A 15886-nucleotide genomic window follows, 5' to 3' on the forward strand; every position below is an offset into this window, starting at 1 on the left:
CATAAAACATGACAGTTTGGAGACAGTTTTTCCATGCTATATCGACCAGACAACAAAATTCGTCACCTTACCTCTATAAACAAGCCTGCAAAAAAAGAGACTGTTTACAATTTTACAGTCTCTTTCACCATTTAAAAATCAACCTTTTCTAAATACAATCCATTCGCATCCGCAAGGCAATTAATCTGATTCCTTTGTTTTGCTTCTAAAATTTGCGGAATTGCTTCAGCATCAAGCTGTCCTAATCCGACTTCAATTAATGCTCCAACAATTTTTCTTACCATATTGTGAAGAAAACCATTTCCGCTCACTCGAATTTGAATAAACCCTTCGCTTTCAAAAACATCGAGCACGTATATTTCCCGAACCATTGATTTCTTTTTTGATTTCGCATTTGAAAAAGCAGTAAAATCATGTGAACCAATGAAATAGTGAGCTGCTTGTTTCATGTTTTCAACATTTAACTTTTTAGGAACATGCATACTGTATTTACGCATAAATGGATTCGTATGTTCCTCATTCCAAATTTTATATAAATATGTTTTTGTCTTTGAGTTGTAGCGAGCGTGAAAACGTTCAGGAACCTGCTCCACCTCCGTGATGCTAATATCGTTTGGTAAGTATTGATTTAAATATTTTTTCACTTTCGTTTCCACTAATTTTTCATCGACCTTAAAGTTCGCTACTTGGTTTAGAGCGTGTACCCCAGCATCTGTTCTGCTACAGCCGATAATTTCAATTTCTTGTCCAATCATTTCTGACAGTACACTTTCAATTTTTCCCTGGATTGTATTATCGTTATTACCAAGACGCTGCCAGCCTTTAAAGCGTCCGCCGTCATATTGAATTGTGAGTTTGTAGTTGTTCATTTTATTCTCCTTATTTTCTAACAAGCCTAACCACATTCTCCACATGTGTGGTCACTAGCAAGTGAACACATTTTACTATCCTCGTCACTTGCTTGTGAACACAAATCTGGATTCGTAATGTCTACGTCTTTTGACTTCTTCGTATTCTTTCTTTTGGGTTTAAACTTACCGCCATCTTGGCTGTCTGTCAACCCTGTCTTATAAATGAATACGAGCTTGTGGGGGTCAATCGTACCGTCTTCTTCGACACCACCCACAATTACTTTTTCTACAATACTTTCAAAAACATAGCGGTCAAATTCATCAAGAACTTGGTTGTTTTGCAACGTCTTTCTAAATTCAGCCCATCTACTACTACCACGCTTTGTCTTATATCCAAGATTTTCAAGCTCTCTACCAATGACACTTCCGCCTGCTCCCTCAATATATCTATTGAAAATATATTTTACGATTACAGCTTCTTCATTGACAGAGATACTTTTATCCTCTGGGTGATAATCATATCCAAGGCAACCTTGAAACCCAACCAGCTCTCCACGGCTCATCTTCATTTTTAAACCCTTTTTAACATTGGCAGATATATTTTCTACTTCTTGTTGTGCCACTGAACTTAGAACTACAAGTAACAATTCACCGTCCATAGTTAAGGTATTGATTTTTTCATCTTCAAAATAAACCGCAATATTCTTTTCTTTCAGCATACGAACGTATTTCAAAGTATCAAGCGTATTCCTAGCAAACCTTGAAATAGACTTGGTTATCACCATATCCAGTTCGCCATTCATACAATCGTTAATTAGCCGTTGAAAATCTGTCCGCTTATCAACTTGTGTTCCTGTGATAGCCTCATCAGCATAAATATCAGCAAATACCCAATCCTTATTCTTCTTGATTAGATTTATATAATAGGTAACTTGTGACTTATAACTGTTTAGCTGGTCTTCGGAATCGGTACTAACACGACAATACGCTCCTACTCTTAATGATTGAAGACTATGGGTTTTGTTTCTGTCTGTTATTGTACGATTCGCTTTAATAATTTCTATTTCTGTCATATACCATCACCTCTCTTTTGTATTCCTTTTATAGTGTTAATCATAATGCGAATAAAGATCCAATTAAAGCAGTAATATTTGCAACAATCCCATAGTCCTTTTTTAGTCGCTGTTCCATCTTCTGATATTCCTTATCGCTTATTAAACCTTTATTGTAAAGCTGTTTTAACATAGCTAATTGCATACTATATTCTAACAACTGCATTTTCATAAATCAGCTCCTTTCATTTCGGTAGTCTTCATACACAGCCAGATGGTCTAGGAAAACCCACAGGAATTTCACCTCTGCTCAAACTCGGAGTAGCTACCCAATGCGGTGAAGCGTTCAAGGTAGGAGTATCATTATGGCAATCTATAAATCATGGCTACTTCAATTTCCAAGATTGAAGATTGTAGGTCAAATAGGTATCGCTCGTTCAAATGAAGTCATGGCGTATTTGCTTACACAGCTTATTACAGATTGAATGTGTCTGGCTATGCTATTCAGTTGTCAAAGAACGAATCGGCGTTTATTTGCCTATCAAGGATCACAATGGCTTGGTGAACTTGATAGAGAAATAATTTTCAAGAGTTCCCCATGCACCAACGCATTTTCTCGATACATGGGTCGGGGATAATTATTAGATCAGCTCAAAATTGAGAATCGCCATAATCAGCTTTGTTTCTAATACTCATTTGATTTCTGGCTCTACATGAATGTAGGGATTGCCAAATTCATCAAACAACGTTTTCTGCGAGAGCTTAATCATGTAATGTTCAAAGTGCTTTAAAATCTGGTTCATAGCCATAACATCACCCTGAACCGCCAACACAATGATTGGGAATGGTAATACGTTCTGCTTATTCTTCATTTGTGTGTTCCTCCATAAATTTCCGTAATTCGTCCAGAGCATTTTCTTTGTGATAATGCACGGTACTTTGAGCAAGATTCATCATTGAATCAATGTCCATTTCTTTCATATCTAGAAAGTACGAAAGCAGGATAATGTCTTGCCGTCTTTTTGAAAGTGATTCAATTGCCTGTGCAATCAGAATATTTTCAATCGGTATCTCGTAATCAAACGCTGTAAAGAAGATACATTCGGCTTCGTAGTTATCGAAGCTACACAACTTCGCTAAATCGTCTGGTGTCAGTGCTTCTAAAGAAACGAAACGGTTTTGCCAGCGTCGATTATCTTCATAAATGGTTCTTGCTTGATTCCGCAGGACTGTTTTACAGAAGCTATCAAATTGATGTTCGATAGTCTTTTCATAATCAGAAGTATTCGCCATAAGATTCACCCCCTTTCCGCTTTGCAAAGGCGAGCTATCCTTTGCTCACTCCTGTCACTGATGGGAAGGGGGAATAATCGAAAAATCCAAAAAATTTCAAAAAAGTACACACTTAAACCTTGTGGTAAAAATGTGTACTTTTTTCTTATATTCAGTTGTATATCTTTTATCTTTAAATTCCACTTGCATAGTAGCCCTCCAACAGCCACTACACATAAGAGAAATTTATACTATTTTGTCCAATCAAAAAAGCCGACAACTTGGAGTATGTTTTAACTTCAAAGTTATCGGCTCTGCTTCTTGGCGTCTGGCTCTTTTATGATTGACATATTAAATTTTTCTATATTGATTAAGCTTTCTTGCTTACATTTCGGGCAGTATAAGGGGAGGTATCTAATCATTGTGTTTTCCCGTATTTTAATACGAGTTTTATTGTGACAAAGTGGACAGAAAATCCATTGTGATTTTTCCATTACATTACCTCGAATTTATATGTTTTTTGTTAAAGCTTTTAGCTTGTTTAACTTTTCTTAGATTTTTAACATCTACAGCCTTTGTTATTCTAATTGCAGTAGAAGTAATTGATAAAATGGCAACTATCGATAAAGTAAGATTCAATATATCAGAATAATTTGTGGGAAATATTCTATGAACTATCACGCCTATGATAGGAAGTATATAGAATATTACAGCGACTAACTTGCCTAGTTTATCAAAGCTGAATACAGCAGTCGCTTGACTTTGTATGCTTATTACATAAGAGGTGATTAAAAACTCAATAAATTTTGAAGTAATTAAAAATATTGACCATAAAGAAAATACTTTTAAAAATATCAAAGTAGAATAAGAGGTTATCATAAAGAAAAAGTCGCACATGACATCTAATTTGGCCCCATAGCTTGTTTCCAAATTATATTTTCTTGCTAGCTTTCCATCAAAATAATCCGAAAATGCAATTATGGTAAACATCAAGATGATTTTCCTAATAGAATACTTATCGTGTAATAAAACACTACACAAAATTATAGAAATAGGAATACGAATTAGTGTTAAGGAATTTATTATCCATTTATTTTTCATATATCTCCTTTTTAACCTAATTGTTGGTCTTTTAAAATTTACACTTTTCATTTCAATTCATACATTTGTTTTAAAAATTCTTCTTGTGAATCACAAATAATAAATTGTTTATCTAAGCGTCCCACAAATTTATCAGTCAGTTCAGGACAGCTTCTGGAGCATTTTCCTATACAACCTACTTTAACTTTATAATTTAGTTCTTTCCCATAAATTTTAATTTTATCTACATCTAAATTAGAACATCTTTTACATACTTTGATTTTTTTCATAAATATTCTCCTTAATTATTAATAATTTGCATTTTTCTATTTCGCAAGTGAATGAACAAAACAAAGTATTCATTCACTTTTGGTAAAAAAAATTAGGGAAGCAAATATACTTTCCCATTTTTATTGTAATAAACCTTTTATGAAGTACCTTACCATTATCTTTAAAGATTCTGCGTAATTTACGAAGTCATTATTAGTGATATTACAATCAATAAAATATATCAATTCATAAACGTTTAACATATTATCTATTGTTTGGGTGTCATAGTCATCTTTCAATCGTTCTTTTATTGTTTTAAGTAAAAATTGATGAAAAGTATTGTCAAGTTTCCCCTTTTTTGATGAATAGTAATTATGTAATGTATTTGAGATATCTGGATTATTCCATTCTGCAAGAATTTTATTTGATAAGATTATCTCTATAGAATAATCAAATATTTTATCGACTATATTTGTAGGTTCATCATTCCAATTAACTGTTTCGATTAGTTGATTTCTAATTTTTTCATTTTCAATTATATAGATTTGTAAAAAAAGTTCTTCTTTTGATTGATAATACTTATAAAAAGAACCAACTGCAATACCAGCATGTTGAGCAACTTCACTTATATTTGTTTTCTTGTATCCATTTTTTTGAAAAATCTCATAAGCAGCTTTATCTATTTGTTCCTTCTTATTTTTCAAGACAATACCACCTCCCGATATGAATGAATAATATTTTCTGTTCATTCAAATTATAGGTGTTGCTCTTTGAATTGTCAAGAGTAGCGTAGACTATCGTTGTTAGCTTAATAAAATAATCACCAATTTAAAACTTATAATTATTATTTTAGAATCTTCCAATTTTCATCTTTCTCTAAAACTAATTCAAATTGTGAGAACTGAGTTACTTTGGTTTCTATCCAGTAGTAATCGTCAAGGTAAAGACCTTGTACGGTAGCTTTTCCGTCTTTGATAGTGACTTCTTTCATCACTTTATCATCAGAAACACGGCGTAATTCATAAACCGCACCATCTAACTTCGCACCGCCCTGTGGCTTTGAACCTGCTTTGGAATCCTCTTTGATTAAAGTGGAATTTCCTTTTTGTTCCTGTTCTTCTTGTGCAATAGTGGCAGACGTGATTTCCACGGTTTGAACAGCATACTTCAATTCAAATGGAATCTTATTCTTGTTTAGCAGATAACCGCTAGGAGCTTTGAATTCCAAAGCATAGTATTTGCCTAATTTCAATGGAGAAGAAGTCGCTTTTCCATATACATCAGTTGTCATAGAGGTTACTTTTGTGCCATCTTCTTTATAGATGTCATAAACCGCACCCTGTAAAGAGTAATATTTGTTTAACATGGTAGAACCAAACTCTTTACCAGTCTTAGTCAATAACACCTGTCCAAGCTGTTCCTTGTTGTTTAGCGTTACATACACGGTAGTATTTGGTTTGATAACAACTTTCTTGATTTCGCCTTTGTTGAAATAGCAGTTCGGAGCAGTCACTTCGGTTACAGTAATAGTCGTTCCCTCTGGAATATCATTGATAGTTGCCAACCCATTTGAATCTGTTACTATCTCTTTAGACGTGCCGTTATATTCAAACTTCAATTTGGCACTAGGTAAAGGCTTGCCAGTTTCTTCATCAATCTTTATAGCTTGGATATTTCCCAGCTTGATAACGTCAACGTTGACCGTAGCTTGTTTTGAGCTTTCCAAATGGAACTCAACCATCGACTGTTCACGAGATTTCTTGTAAACAATCGAAGTACCGACTTCATTTTGAGGTACTTTACGGAATGTGATTGCACCGTCATTGGAATTGGCACTTGATGTAATCTTTAGTGAATTTCCGTTATGTGTAGCAGAAGCATTGGTATTGTTGGATTCCATAGTCATGTCACGTAGGACACCATTTGAATCTGTCAATGTGATACTATCCCCAACTGTTACCGCTACAGACTGACCGTTAAATGATGGTAAGGTATCATGTTTATTTACCAATGCCATAATTTCAGCTTTTCGCTGATGGTAATTAGGAATCGTAGATGATTGGTATTGGTCGCCTAATTGTTCCCATATCATGACTTGGGTTACAGCGTAATCATAGTGGGTTTTACCAGTAGCAGTATAACCGTAGTAGGCAATCTTAGATAATAAATCTTTTTTTGCACTGACATAGGCTTCTGGAACGAATCCCTCGCCACTATTGGCAGGCACACCTGATTCAATACAGAATACTTTTTTGCCGTCCATTTTTAGTACATATACGTTATGGGTAATTGTATAACCAGTGTTAGGGCTAACACTAGTATAGGAGTAGCCTGTCTGTTCATCTAAAGCCATAGAACTGGCTTGAACAGGTAATGCATTTGAGAATAATGTTCCGCATAGGATCACTAAGACCATGACGAAACTTAATACTTTTTGTGGTACTCTTGATTTTGTTTTCATACTCATTTCCTTTCATTGTTTTTCTCTTTTAATTTTGGGTACAAAAAAAGACGCTTCCTTTTACAGAAACGCCTTATTCCAGCGAGTAAATAGATACTATCTACTCTAATATTTAGTTTTCATTTGTTTTGTTCCCACTTACTAGGTCTATGACTACCGACACATTGATGTAGTCTCGAATCTCCTTATTTCGTATTTTATCCCCCTCACCAGTGAAGACGATATGCTTGTAAAACTGCCTAAAATTAAGGATTTCTAGCCTTAGCGTCGTTGTAGCAACACTATTGTCTCGACGTGGCTTGAGAGGACAGAATGAATGTCATTCGAACCTGCCCGTTCTCGGAAACATATCTACTGCGTTTTTGGGGCTATCGGTAGACGGGAACATATCCATTACACTTCACAATAAAGTATAGCGTATCTAATTCTATAATCATGATTGAGTAGAGTTGTCAAAAGAATAAATATAACGTATTTCAGTAAGTTGTTTTCCTGCAATTTCACAAATGCATTCATCATCTTCATTGAATCGCCACTTATTCTTTTCGTAAAAATATCTTGCACGTTGGTTTTGTTTTAGCACCCATAAGTAATTGTTTTGAAAGCCGGATTGTTTTAAATCCAGTAGAGCACTTTCTAATAGCTTATTACCATATCCTTTGCCAAAATACTCGGGTAACAGATAAATGGAGACAATTTCACCCCAACTAAACAGTGATTTATCCCGGGCTTTTCCATAAGCAACACAACCAATTATGCTACCGTTCTCCATCATAACCTGAGCAGTTAAAACTTTATCATTTAACCAGGTTTCAAAAGCAGATACCCAGAAATCTTCTTTAAGCTCATCTAAGTAAGTTTGTGGAATAATTCCTTTATAGGCCGACTTCCAGCTTAAAGCATGAATACGACTAATATCTTTAATATCATCAATTGTAGCTTTTCTAATTTCCAAATAAAACACCTCCCCAAATTACTTACAGTTTTGTTACTTAGAAGCCACTCTTAACATTTTCATAATTTAAGTATTAGCCCAATTTGTCACCGTTTTTAACGCGTTGCTCTGGCTGAATCAATACTACCCCCTGAGTAGAATATGTTCCTAGCACTAATACCTCTGACATAAAATCTGCAATTTGTCTCGGTGGAAAGTTTACCACACCTAAAACTTGCTTACCGATAAGTTCCTCTATTTTATAACATTCAGTAATTTGGGCACTTGATTTCTTTACACCAATTTCATCACCAAAATCAATCCAAAGTTTATAGGCAGGCTTTTTTGCTTTTTCAAAAAACTCCACTTGAATTATTTCTCCAACTCTAATATCTAATTTCATAAAATCCTGAAAAGTAGCCATATATACATCTCCATTTTTTTCATTAATTCTAACTTATTACTTAAATAAATTAAATATCATTACAAGAACACTTCTTATTATTGATTAGAAGCAAGAAAAATGAACTCCTATAATTAACAGTCTAAATTGTTGGATTTTCGCACCCTTCAATTGAATAACTAATTGATATCCATCTTAAAAGCAATAAGTTTTTTCTGTAATCATATCCAAAACGTTGGGTATTGCCTACTACTTCGTAAATTATTAAGAATCAATGCAAAGAAAACAACAATTAGTGATCCGATTAATACAGGCATTAATAAATAACTCCAACTGTATTCCCCTAACATAACAACAATCGGATCTGCCCCTGCAGGTGGATGGGTAGTTTTTGTCATCATCATCATCGCTATTGCTAATCCAACAGCTAAACCAATCGCCCAAGGATCATTGCCAAATAAATGATAAATCACTAAACCCACAAAACTAGAAACAAGATGACCGCCAATAATATTTCTTGGTTGTGATAGAGGTGCATTCCAAATGCCAAATGCCAACACACAACTTGCACCAAATGGAGCCATTAACCATTCGGCTGATGTCAAATTTGTCATTATTGCCAGAGTAAAAATAGTTATAAATCCGCCAACCAATCCTGTTATTATATCCTTCCCATTTACTTTCAACGGACTCTTCCCTCTGCCCACCATTTTAGAAAAATAGGGAACATGTAACACCTTTGATGTTTCTTGTACTTTTACTCTTTCCATGTCCATCACTCCTCGTTAATTTGATTCTATTTTATAGAGAACAAACTAACCTGTCAATATCTATTTTAGGGGTTAGATGATTATTGCAAAAAAAAGACCAACCATCGAAAGTTGGCTCTTCATCTATTTTCATTTTTTCGGCGTTGAAATCGTTCCACTTTTTTTCTGTTCCCACAAATCTTCATTGAACACCATTTACGTCGACCAGTTTCGTCGATGAACAGTAGAACACAATCTGGATTAGCACAATGTTTTAGAAATGCTAAATTTTTATTTCCAATTAAATTCAATGCATCAAAAGCAATATAAGAAAGAACAATATCTTCTACTTCGCCAACAGGTCTAGGTATCATTATTTGATCAATCAATTTAAAAGTAAATGGGGCCTTTTCAATTTTCTCTTCCAAAAAAGTAATAAATCCTTTTTGAACTGGTTGCCCATTAGCTATTGCTTCAAATTCATTTCGTAATACAGTACGCATTTTCAAAATACCTGATAAGACTTCTTGCACCCTAAGTTTTATGGAAAAAAGAAGTTGTTCATCAATAAATAAAAATTCTTTCATTACTTGAAACCACTCAAACATATCTTCTTCAGAAACTAATAAATCATGACGTTCACCACGTCTTACTACTTCAGTGTTTACTATGTCAATTGAAGGATTACCAGAAATAAGTGGGAATCTATTTGTTTCTGTCATATGAAAACTCCTATCTCTATACCCTTTAACCTTAAAATCTAAATGATAAGGTTAGATACATTATAACCGATTTTCCTTTGAGAAATAGAATAAATAATTTCCTCTTACATACGTCGCTCGAAAACACTATTCAGGATAAGTGTCTTAACCAAAGGCTGTTTTCTCAAAGATTGTTGTTTTACGAAAACAGCCTAACCAAAAGAAAAAGCATACGTCTTGTTGCTTAAGAATTGCACCGTTTACTTTAAGTGTATTTCTTCACAATATTTTCAAATAAATACTTTCTAAACTAATGTTGAATTATTTATCGTTGTATTTTCATTGCTTAACATTTCTGTAAAAACCCTCAAAGATGATGAAATATATTTATCTTTACGATAGACGAAAATGGTTTTGATTTTCCCGAATCTATTTGGAATGGTATGTTGGATAAGTTGATCGTCTTTCATATGTTTGTCAACCACACTTCGAGGGAGTAAACTTATACCCAGTCCCGCAGAGACACAGCCAATAATTCCATCAAGTGTTCCAAACTCCATTATCTTTTCTGGAATCACTCCTTCATGATGTAACCATTCTTCAAACCTTGCCCGATACGAACATCCATTACGAAAAACCAATATCGTTCGATTCTGTATTTCTTTTATGGAAGATAAAGAATGATGTAACGTGTCCGTTACAAGCACTAACTCTTCTTCTATAACCGTTTTATAAATGAGGTCAGGGTGCTCAATAGGACCGGCAACAAATGCTCCATCTAATTCATACTGTAGAACACCTTGAACATTTTGTTCAGTTGGCCCTGTTTTTAAGGTAAGGTCAACAGCAGGGTATTCATGATGGAATTTTGAAAGTAATTTAGGTAAACGAACTGCAACAGTTGTTTCCATCGAACCTATCAATAAAGGGCCTTGTGGTGTTTGATTATCACTCATCACGTTTTGAACCTCGTCTAAAAGTTGAAATATTTCATCTGTATATGAAAGTAATACTTTACCTTTATCTGTTAAAGTAGTACCTCGATTATGCCGGTAAAATAACTGGGTTTGCAGATCCGATTCCAATTGTTGAATTCTTGCTGTGAGATTGGATTGTGCGTAGTTCATTTCTCTAGCTGCCTTTGAAATACTTCCTAACTTTGCGACTGCTTGAAAAAATCTCAATGCTTGCAAATCCATAGTTACCACCTTCTCTTTTTTGATATATAAAAAAATGATGCCCATACATCGCTTTTTAGTATTATACCATATATCAAAAAGCAGATAAGATAAAAATGCAAGAATATTTTTAATTGGAGGTGAAAGGTTGAACAATAATCCTTTTTCATTTTTGATTGGGGGAATTTTTTCATTAATGATTGCAATGGGAATTGGAAGATTTGCCTATACTCCAATCTTACCGCTCATGCAAGAAGCTCTTACCTTTACTGATTCAGTTGCAGGTTACCTTGCTTCCAGTAATTACGCTGGATATTTCGTTGGAGCAATTTTAACAGGAGTTCTCCCTTTGAAAAAGCATAAAACGTTTTATTTAAGAGTCAGTCTTGTGGCAAGTATTATTACCACATGTATGATGGGGCTTACTCAAGCCTATATACTGATGTTAATCATTCGCTTTATTTCCGGAGTGGCAAGTGCATTCATTTTTGTTTTAGCCTCTAGTATTGTCTTAGATAAACTGGCTTCTGCTGGTAAAACAAATTGGTCAGGCTATTTTTATTCAGGGGTAGGTTTTGGAATATTTTTTTCGACCCTGTTTATTCCAAGTTTTAACGATTTATATATGTGGGAAGGTGTATGGGTTGGATTAGCCATTGTAAGCAGTATCCTTACTATCTTCGTGTGGTTTTGGCTCAAAGATTCCCCAAACTCGAATGTAAAAAAGGATGTACAAATAGTTATTACACAAGCACCACCTCTCAAATGGCTTACTTGGTTAATTATTGCCTATGGACTAGAAGGATTAGGGTATATTGTAACAGGGACATTTATAGTGTCAATTGCTGAAAAGACCCCAATCTTTAGCATTGACTCTGCCATTGTTTGGATGGTTGTTGGATTAGGTGCAATTCCATCATGTATCATCTGGTCAACCCTCGCAAAAAAATGGGGCTATGTAAAATCATTAGTATTTTCGATGATCTTACAATCCATTGGTATTGCACTACCTGCCTTCTGGTTGAGCCAATCTAGTTTACTGATAAGTGCATTATTATTTGGAGCAACTTTTATGGGTATCACTACACTCGCCACAACATTGGCACGCCAAATGAGTCCATCAAATAGCAGTCGAATTATTGGCTATCTAACGGCCATTTATGCTGCTGGTCAAATGATTGGACCAACAATTGCTGGAATTCTATTATCATATACGCAAAGTTTTAATTTAGCTTTGATTGGAGCAGCTAGTGTAGTATTCATAGGTTCTATGTTGCTTGTAAGCGGTATTCGATTTGATCGAATACCAAACTTAGAAACATCGCTTCTAAAATCAAATGAAAAGAGGGAATTTTAATGCCATATGTAAATATTAAAATTACAAATGAAAATGTTACACCTGAGAAAAAAGCTGAGCTAATAAAGGGAGCAACACAATTACTAGTTGATATATTAGGTAAAAACCCGAACACAACTGTTGTCGTTATTGATGAGGTAGATACTGATAATTGGGGCGTCGCTGGAGAATCAATAACTGTTCGAAGAAAAAATGGTCAATAATATAAGTTCTTACCTTCATAACTTTGTAAATATTAAGTGTTATTAAAGAAAAACCGCCGATTAGAAGTTACTTCTCCTGAATCGGCGGTCAAATTTATTTTATATTTCTACATCTATTTCAACACCAGACTTGAATTCAACGGCGAGCTTTTCATCAAATATCGTTACCTTTTCAATAAGCCGTCTTACTAATTGCTCATCATACTCCTCTAACTCGCAGGATTGTTCATTCAAGAAATTAGTCATTTCTGTGATTCGTTGCCTTTTCCCTTCTCGCTCTGCAATTTCAACAAGTGCATTTTGCTTCAATTCTCGAAGGCGGTAAATTTCATCAGCCACATCTTCATAGTCATTCTTGGATTTTGCTTGAATAAGAAGCTGTTGTTGTAATTCTTCCAATTTACTATCAATGTCATCGGTGGCATTATCGTTTTCTTCATTAAATACAGTAGCTATGTTTTTCTGTAGTGACTGGAGGAAGGGTTCTTTGTTAGCCAAAAGTTCGTTAATAGCCTTGACCACTGCTGTCTGTAATATTTCCTCGTTTATGGTAGGGGCCGTACATTCAGACCCTTTTTCCTCCAAACGGCTGACGCATCTCCAAACAATAGATTTGTAACCTCGGTTATTCCAATGTACCCGTCGGTAAATATCACCGCACTGTCCGCAGTAAACAATACTCGATAAAGCATACTTACTACTATAGACCCTCTTTTTACCACCCTTGCCGCTGCGAAGATTTGCTCTTCGAACCATCTCTTCTTGAACTTGCATAAAAAGGTCTCGTGGAATGATAGGCTCGTGGCTATTTTCTACATAATATTGGGGAACGATGCCGTTATTCTTGACTCGCTTTTTAGAAAGGAAATCAACCGTATATGTTTTTTGTAGAAGGGCATCACCGATGTACTTTTCATTCTGCAATATCTTTTTCAGTGTTTCCGGTCTCCATTTGGCTTTGCCTGCCGCTGTAAGGATACCGTCAGCTTCTAGTCCTCTTGCTATCTGTAAAAGACTAGCACCTTCAAGGTACTCTCTGTAAATCCGTTTAACAACCTCAGCACCCTCTGGGTCAATCACCAGTTGCTTGTTTTCATCCTTGGTGTATCCAAGGAAACGCTTATGGTTGACCTGGACTTCGCCTTGCTGATATCGATACTGAATTCCCAGCTTAACGTTCTGACTTAAGGATTGACTTTCCTGTTGGGCAAGGGATGCCATGATGGTCAGCAATACTTCACCCTTAGAATCCATAGTGTTGATATTCTCTTTTTCAAAGAATACAGCGATGTTTTTATCCTTTAACTGACGGATGTATTTAAGGCAGTCTAACGTGTTTCTTGCAAATCGGCTAATGGACTTTGTGATGATCATGTCTATTTTTCCAGCCATGCACTCTTCAATCATGCGATTGAATTCATCGCGCTTTTTGGTATTTGTGCCTGTGATACCGTCATCCGCAAAAATCCCTGCCAATTCCCATTCCTTGTTCTTCTTAATATAGTTTGTATAATGCTCAATCTGAATGTCATAGCTTGAAGCCTGCTCTTCACTATCCGTTGAAACACGGCAGTAAGCAGCGACTCTTATTTTAGGTTTACTTTCACTACTTTTATTATTTCCAATCCGTTTAATGGCAGGAATCACCGTTACATTCCTACTTACCACCACTTGTCATACCTCACTTTCTATCAAACTGTAGGCATATTCCGCCTGCTTGTATGGATCTTCATATTTTTGCACCAGAGGTTTTGCTTTGAACTTCACAGGATAATCCCTTTTCGGCTCATCTTTAAGCTCCCATATCCTTCCTAGCCTTTCTGCTCGTTTTCGTTTTTCTACTCTGGCTTTTTCAAAGGTCTCCTCATCAATAATCGGAGGGTAGAATTCATCACCAAGGTAGTGCTTGTTCTGCAACATCTTACTTGCTGTGGCATGGTAGCAGTCTATCCCAGCTTGTTTAGCAGCATCCTTCAAAGAAAGTCCTGCCAAATATCCTGAGAATAGTTCTTTTACTTGCTCCGATGCTATTTCATCCACAACAGCTTTTCCATCTTCAATTCTATATCCATAGGGTGTGTGACCCATCTAATTCACCAACCTTTCCTTCAATGTGATTCCACATTTTAATTCAAATCCGACTTCCTCTCGTGAAAAAACAATAATCTTCTCTACGTAATTTTCAAACACCTCTTCCTCATAGGCTGTAAGCATTTTGGACTTAGTGGCAAACTTGAGCAGTCGATCAACTTCCTCCACTTTTGCAAAATTGCCATTGACGGAACGAGTAAGTAGATCCTTTTCAGCAAGAAGTCTTTCTCTTTCTGCTTCCAGTGAATTCTTCTCTTTATTAAACAGAGCTGGTTCCAGATACCCTTTGGCCATTAACCCCGTCAGCATCTGATTCTGCTCCATGTTGCTTTCAATCTTAGTTTCCAATTCTTCAATTCTGCGAAAACTTGCTGCATTGTTCTGGTTACGTAACCCATTCAAAAGTGGTCTTAATATGAACTTCTGACCGTAAATGAGTTTATTCATCATCTTAACAAATGCAGTCTTTATATCTTCATCTCGAATGAACTGCATAGAACATTCCGTTATATTGCTTATATGCTTACTGCAGCACCAAGCAATGTATTTTCTTGGACCAGATGAATGAACCCGTCTTTTAAAAGTACTGCCACACTCCGAGCAGATAATTTTGCTAGAGAAAGCATATCGGTTTAGATATTTGCTGTTGCGCTTTTCGATGCTTTTTTCCTTTGCTCTCTGATTGAGAACGGCATCTACAGCTTTAAAATCTTCATGGCTGATAATTGCCTCATGATGGTTTTCTACTAGATACATATCTTTCTCACCATAATTGGTGTGCCTATTAAAATGGCTGTCCGTATAAGTCTTTTGCAAAATAACATCACCAGTATATTTTTCATTAGTCAGAATCCCTCTAATCGTAGTAGCTGTCCAACGACCACCTCTTTTTGATGGGATACCCTTTTGATTAAGATCATTTGCAACTTTCTGTGTGCCTTTGCCCGATAATACCTCTGCAAAAATATACTTCACAACTTCAGCCTGCTTGGGGTTTACTATCATCTGACCGTCAATGTTTTGATAGCCGTAGGGTGGGTAGGAAATTTTAAAGGTTCCGTTTTGAAATCGTCTTTGAATTGCCCACTTAGTATTTTCTGAAATGGAAATTGACTCACTTTCTGCAAGCCCACTTAAAATGGAGAGCATCAATTCACTTTCCATTGAACCCGTATTGATGTTTTCCTTCTCAAAATAGATATGAACCCCAAGGTCTATCAGTTTTCGAACCATCTCCAAGCAGTCTGTAGTATTTCTCGCAAATCGGCTGATGGACTTTGTAAT

20 protein-coding genes are annotated in these 15886 nt (G+C 35.6%); 2 read left to right on the forward strand and 18 right to left on the reverse strand.

Annotation, left to right across the window (positions count from 1 at the left end; all coding sequences use genetic code 11):
- Nucleotides 1-131: 131 nt before the first annotated feature.
- The 15 genes from truA to MR059_RS19815 all read right to left on the reverse strand — a co-directional run bounded on the left by truA (nt 132) and on the right by MR059_RS19815 (nt 10972).
- Nucleotides 132-869: a tRNA pseudouridine(38-40) synthase TruA gene (truA, locus tag MR059_RS19745; protein WP_041809417.1), complete on the reverse strand. Its 738-nt coding sequence runs from the start codon at nt 867-869 to the stop codon at nt 132-134.
- A gap of 26 nt (nt 870-895) precedes the next feature.
- Nucleotides 896-1924 (reverse strand): recombinase family protein, encoded by a 1029-nt coding sequence (locus MR059_RS19750; RefSeq protein WP_210351917.1) that lies wholly within the window; start codon nt 1922-1924, stop codon nt 896-898.
- A gap of 40 nt (nt 1925-1964) precedes the next feature.
- Entirely contained in the window at nt 1965-2135 is a 171-nt protein-coding gene (locus MR059_RS19755; RefSeq protein ID WP_041809414.1) for an SHOCT domain-containing protein, read from the reverse strand.
- A 460-nt stretch (nt 2136-2595) separates the two neighbouring features.
- Nucleotides 2596-2775: a helix-turn-helix domain-containing protein gene (locus MR059_RS19760; RefSeq protein ID WP_011983532.1), complete on the reverse strand. Its 180-nt coding sequence runs from the start codon at nt 2773-2775 to the stop codon at nt 2596-2598.
- On the reverse strand, nt 2765-3196 hold the full coding sequence (locus MR059_RS19765) for a sigma factor-like helix-turn-helix DNA-binding protein (protein ID WP_011983531.1): 432 nt from the start codon (nt 3194-3196) through the stop codon (nt 2765-2767). The genes MR059_RS19760 and MR059_RS19765 overlap by 11 nt, the downstream gene beginning before the upstream one ends.
- Before the next feature lie 284 nt (nt 3197-3480).
- On the reverse strand, nt 3481-3669 hold the full coding sequence (locus MR059_RS19770; protein WP_081428343.1) for a cysteine-rich KTR domain-containing protein: 189 nt from the start codon (nt 3667-3669) through the stop codon (nt 3481-3483).
- 4 nt (nt 3670-3673) lie between these two features.
- Nucleotides 3674-4276, reverse strand: coding sequence for a CDP-alcohol phosphatidyltransferase family protein (locus tag MR059_RS19775; RefSeq protein ID WP_041809412.1), 603 nt, complete (start codon nt 4274-4276; stop codon nt 3674-3676).
- Nucleotides 4277-4323: 47 nt separating this feature from the next.
- Nucleotides 4324-4545 carry a hypothetical protein gene (locus MR059_RS19780; protein WP_011983529.1) on the reverse strand — a complete coding sequence of 74 codons (222 nt, stop codon included), beginning with the start codon at nt 4543-4545 and terminating at the stop codon, nt 4324-4326.
- A gap of 120 nt (nt 4546-4665) precedes the next feature.
- Nucleotides 4666-5229, reverse strand: coding sequence for a TetR/AcrR family transcriptional regulator (locus tag MR059_RS19785; RefSeq protein WP_242161953.1), 564 nt, complete (start codon nt 5227-5229; stop codon nt 4666-4668).
- A 140-nt stretch (nt 5230-5369) separates the two neighbouring features.
- Nucleotides 5370-6986 carry a thioester domain-containing protein gene (locus MR059_RS19790; protein ID WP_011983527.1) on the reverse strand — a complete coding sequence of 539 codons (1617 nt, stop codon included), beginning with the start codon at nt 6984-6986 and terminating at the stop codon, nt 5370-5372.
- Nucleotides 6987-7419: 433 nt separating this feature from the next.
- On the reverse strand, nt 7420-7941 hold the full coding sequence (locus tag MR059_RS19795) for a GNAT family N-acetyltransferase (RefSeq protein ID WP_035197466.1): 522 nt from the start codon (nt 7939-7941) through the stop codon (nt 7420-7422).
- 73 nt (nt 7942-8014) lie between these two features.
- Nucleotides 8015-8344 carry a tRNA-binding protein gene (locus MR059_RS19800; protein WP_035197467.1) on the reverse strand — a complete coding sequence of 110 codons (330 nt, stop codon included), beginning with the start codon at nt 8342-8344 and terminating at the stop codon, nt 8015-8017.
- 200 nt (nt 8345-8544) lie between these two features.
- The gene (locus tag MR059_RS19805; RefSeq protein WP_035197468.1) at nt 8545-9099 is read right to left on the reverse strand and encodes an HPP family protein; all 555 of its coding nucleotides are present in this window, start codon (nt 9097-9099) and stop codon (nt 8545-8547) included.
- A gap of 113 nt (nt 9100-9212) precedes the next feature.
- The gene (locus tag MR059_RS19810; protein ID WP_035197469.1) at nt 9213-9794 is read right to left on the reverse strand and encodes a CGNR zinc finger domain-containing protein; all 582 of its coding nucleotides are present in this window, start codon (nt 9792-9794) and stop codon (nt 9213-9215) included.
- 284 nt (nt 9795-10078) lie between these two features.
- The gene (locus MR059_RS19815; RefSeq protein ID WP_242161954.1) at nt 10079-10972 is read right to left on the reverse strand and encodes a LysR family transcriptional regulator; all 894 of its coding nucleotides are present in this window, start codon (nt 10970-10972) and stop codon (nt 10079-10081) included.
- Between the two features lie 127 nt (nt 10973-11099).
- Between MR059_RS19815 and MR059_RS19820 the strand changes: the two genes are divergently transcribed.
- Both MR059_RS19820 and MR059_RS19825 read left to right on the forward strand, forming a co-directional pair.
- Nucleotides 11100-12308 (forward strand): YbfB/YjiJ family MFS transporter, encoded by a 1209-nt coding sequence (locus tag MR059_RS19820; protein ID WP_035197471.1) that lies wholly within the window; start codon nt 11100-11102, stop codon nt 12306-12308.
- Nucleotides 12308-12511, forward strand: coding sequence for a tautomerase family protein (locus MR059_RS19825; protein ID WP_035197472.1), 204 nt, complete (start codon nt 12308-12310; stop codon nt 12509-12511). Before MR059_RS19820 ends, MR059_RS19825 begins: the two co-directional genes overlap by 1 nt.
- Before the next feature lie 99 nt (nt 12512-12610).
- Here MR059_RS19825 and MR059_RS19830 read toward each other — a convergent pair whose 3' ends face one another.
- The 3 genes from MR059_RS19830 to MR059_RS19840 all read right to left on the reverse strand — a co-directional run.
- Entirely contained in the window at nt 12611-14158 is a 1548-nt protein-coding gene (locus tag MR059_RS19830; protein WP_432447150.1) for a recombinase family protein, read from the reverse strand.
- A 27-nt stretch (nt 14159-14185) separates the two neighbouring features.
- Nucleotides 14186-14599 (reverse strand): recombinase family protein, encoded by a 414-nt coding sequence (locus MR059_RS19835; RefSeq protein ID WP_242161955.1) that lies wholly within the window; start codon nt 14597-14599, stop codon nt 14186-14188.
- Nucleotides 14600-15886: recombinase family protein (locus MR059_RS19840; protein ID WP_242161956.1), on the reverse strand; the 1287-nt coding region annotated here is incomplete at its 5' end.

It is taken from the genome of Bacillus cereus group sp. BfR-BA-01522 (assembly GCF_022662635.1).
Taxonomy (GTDB): Bacteria; Bacillota; Bacilli; order Bacillales; family Bacillaceae_G; genus Bacillus_A; species Bacillus_A cytotoxicus.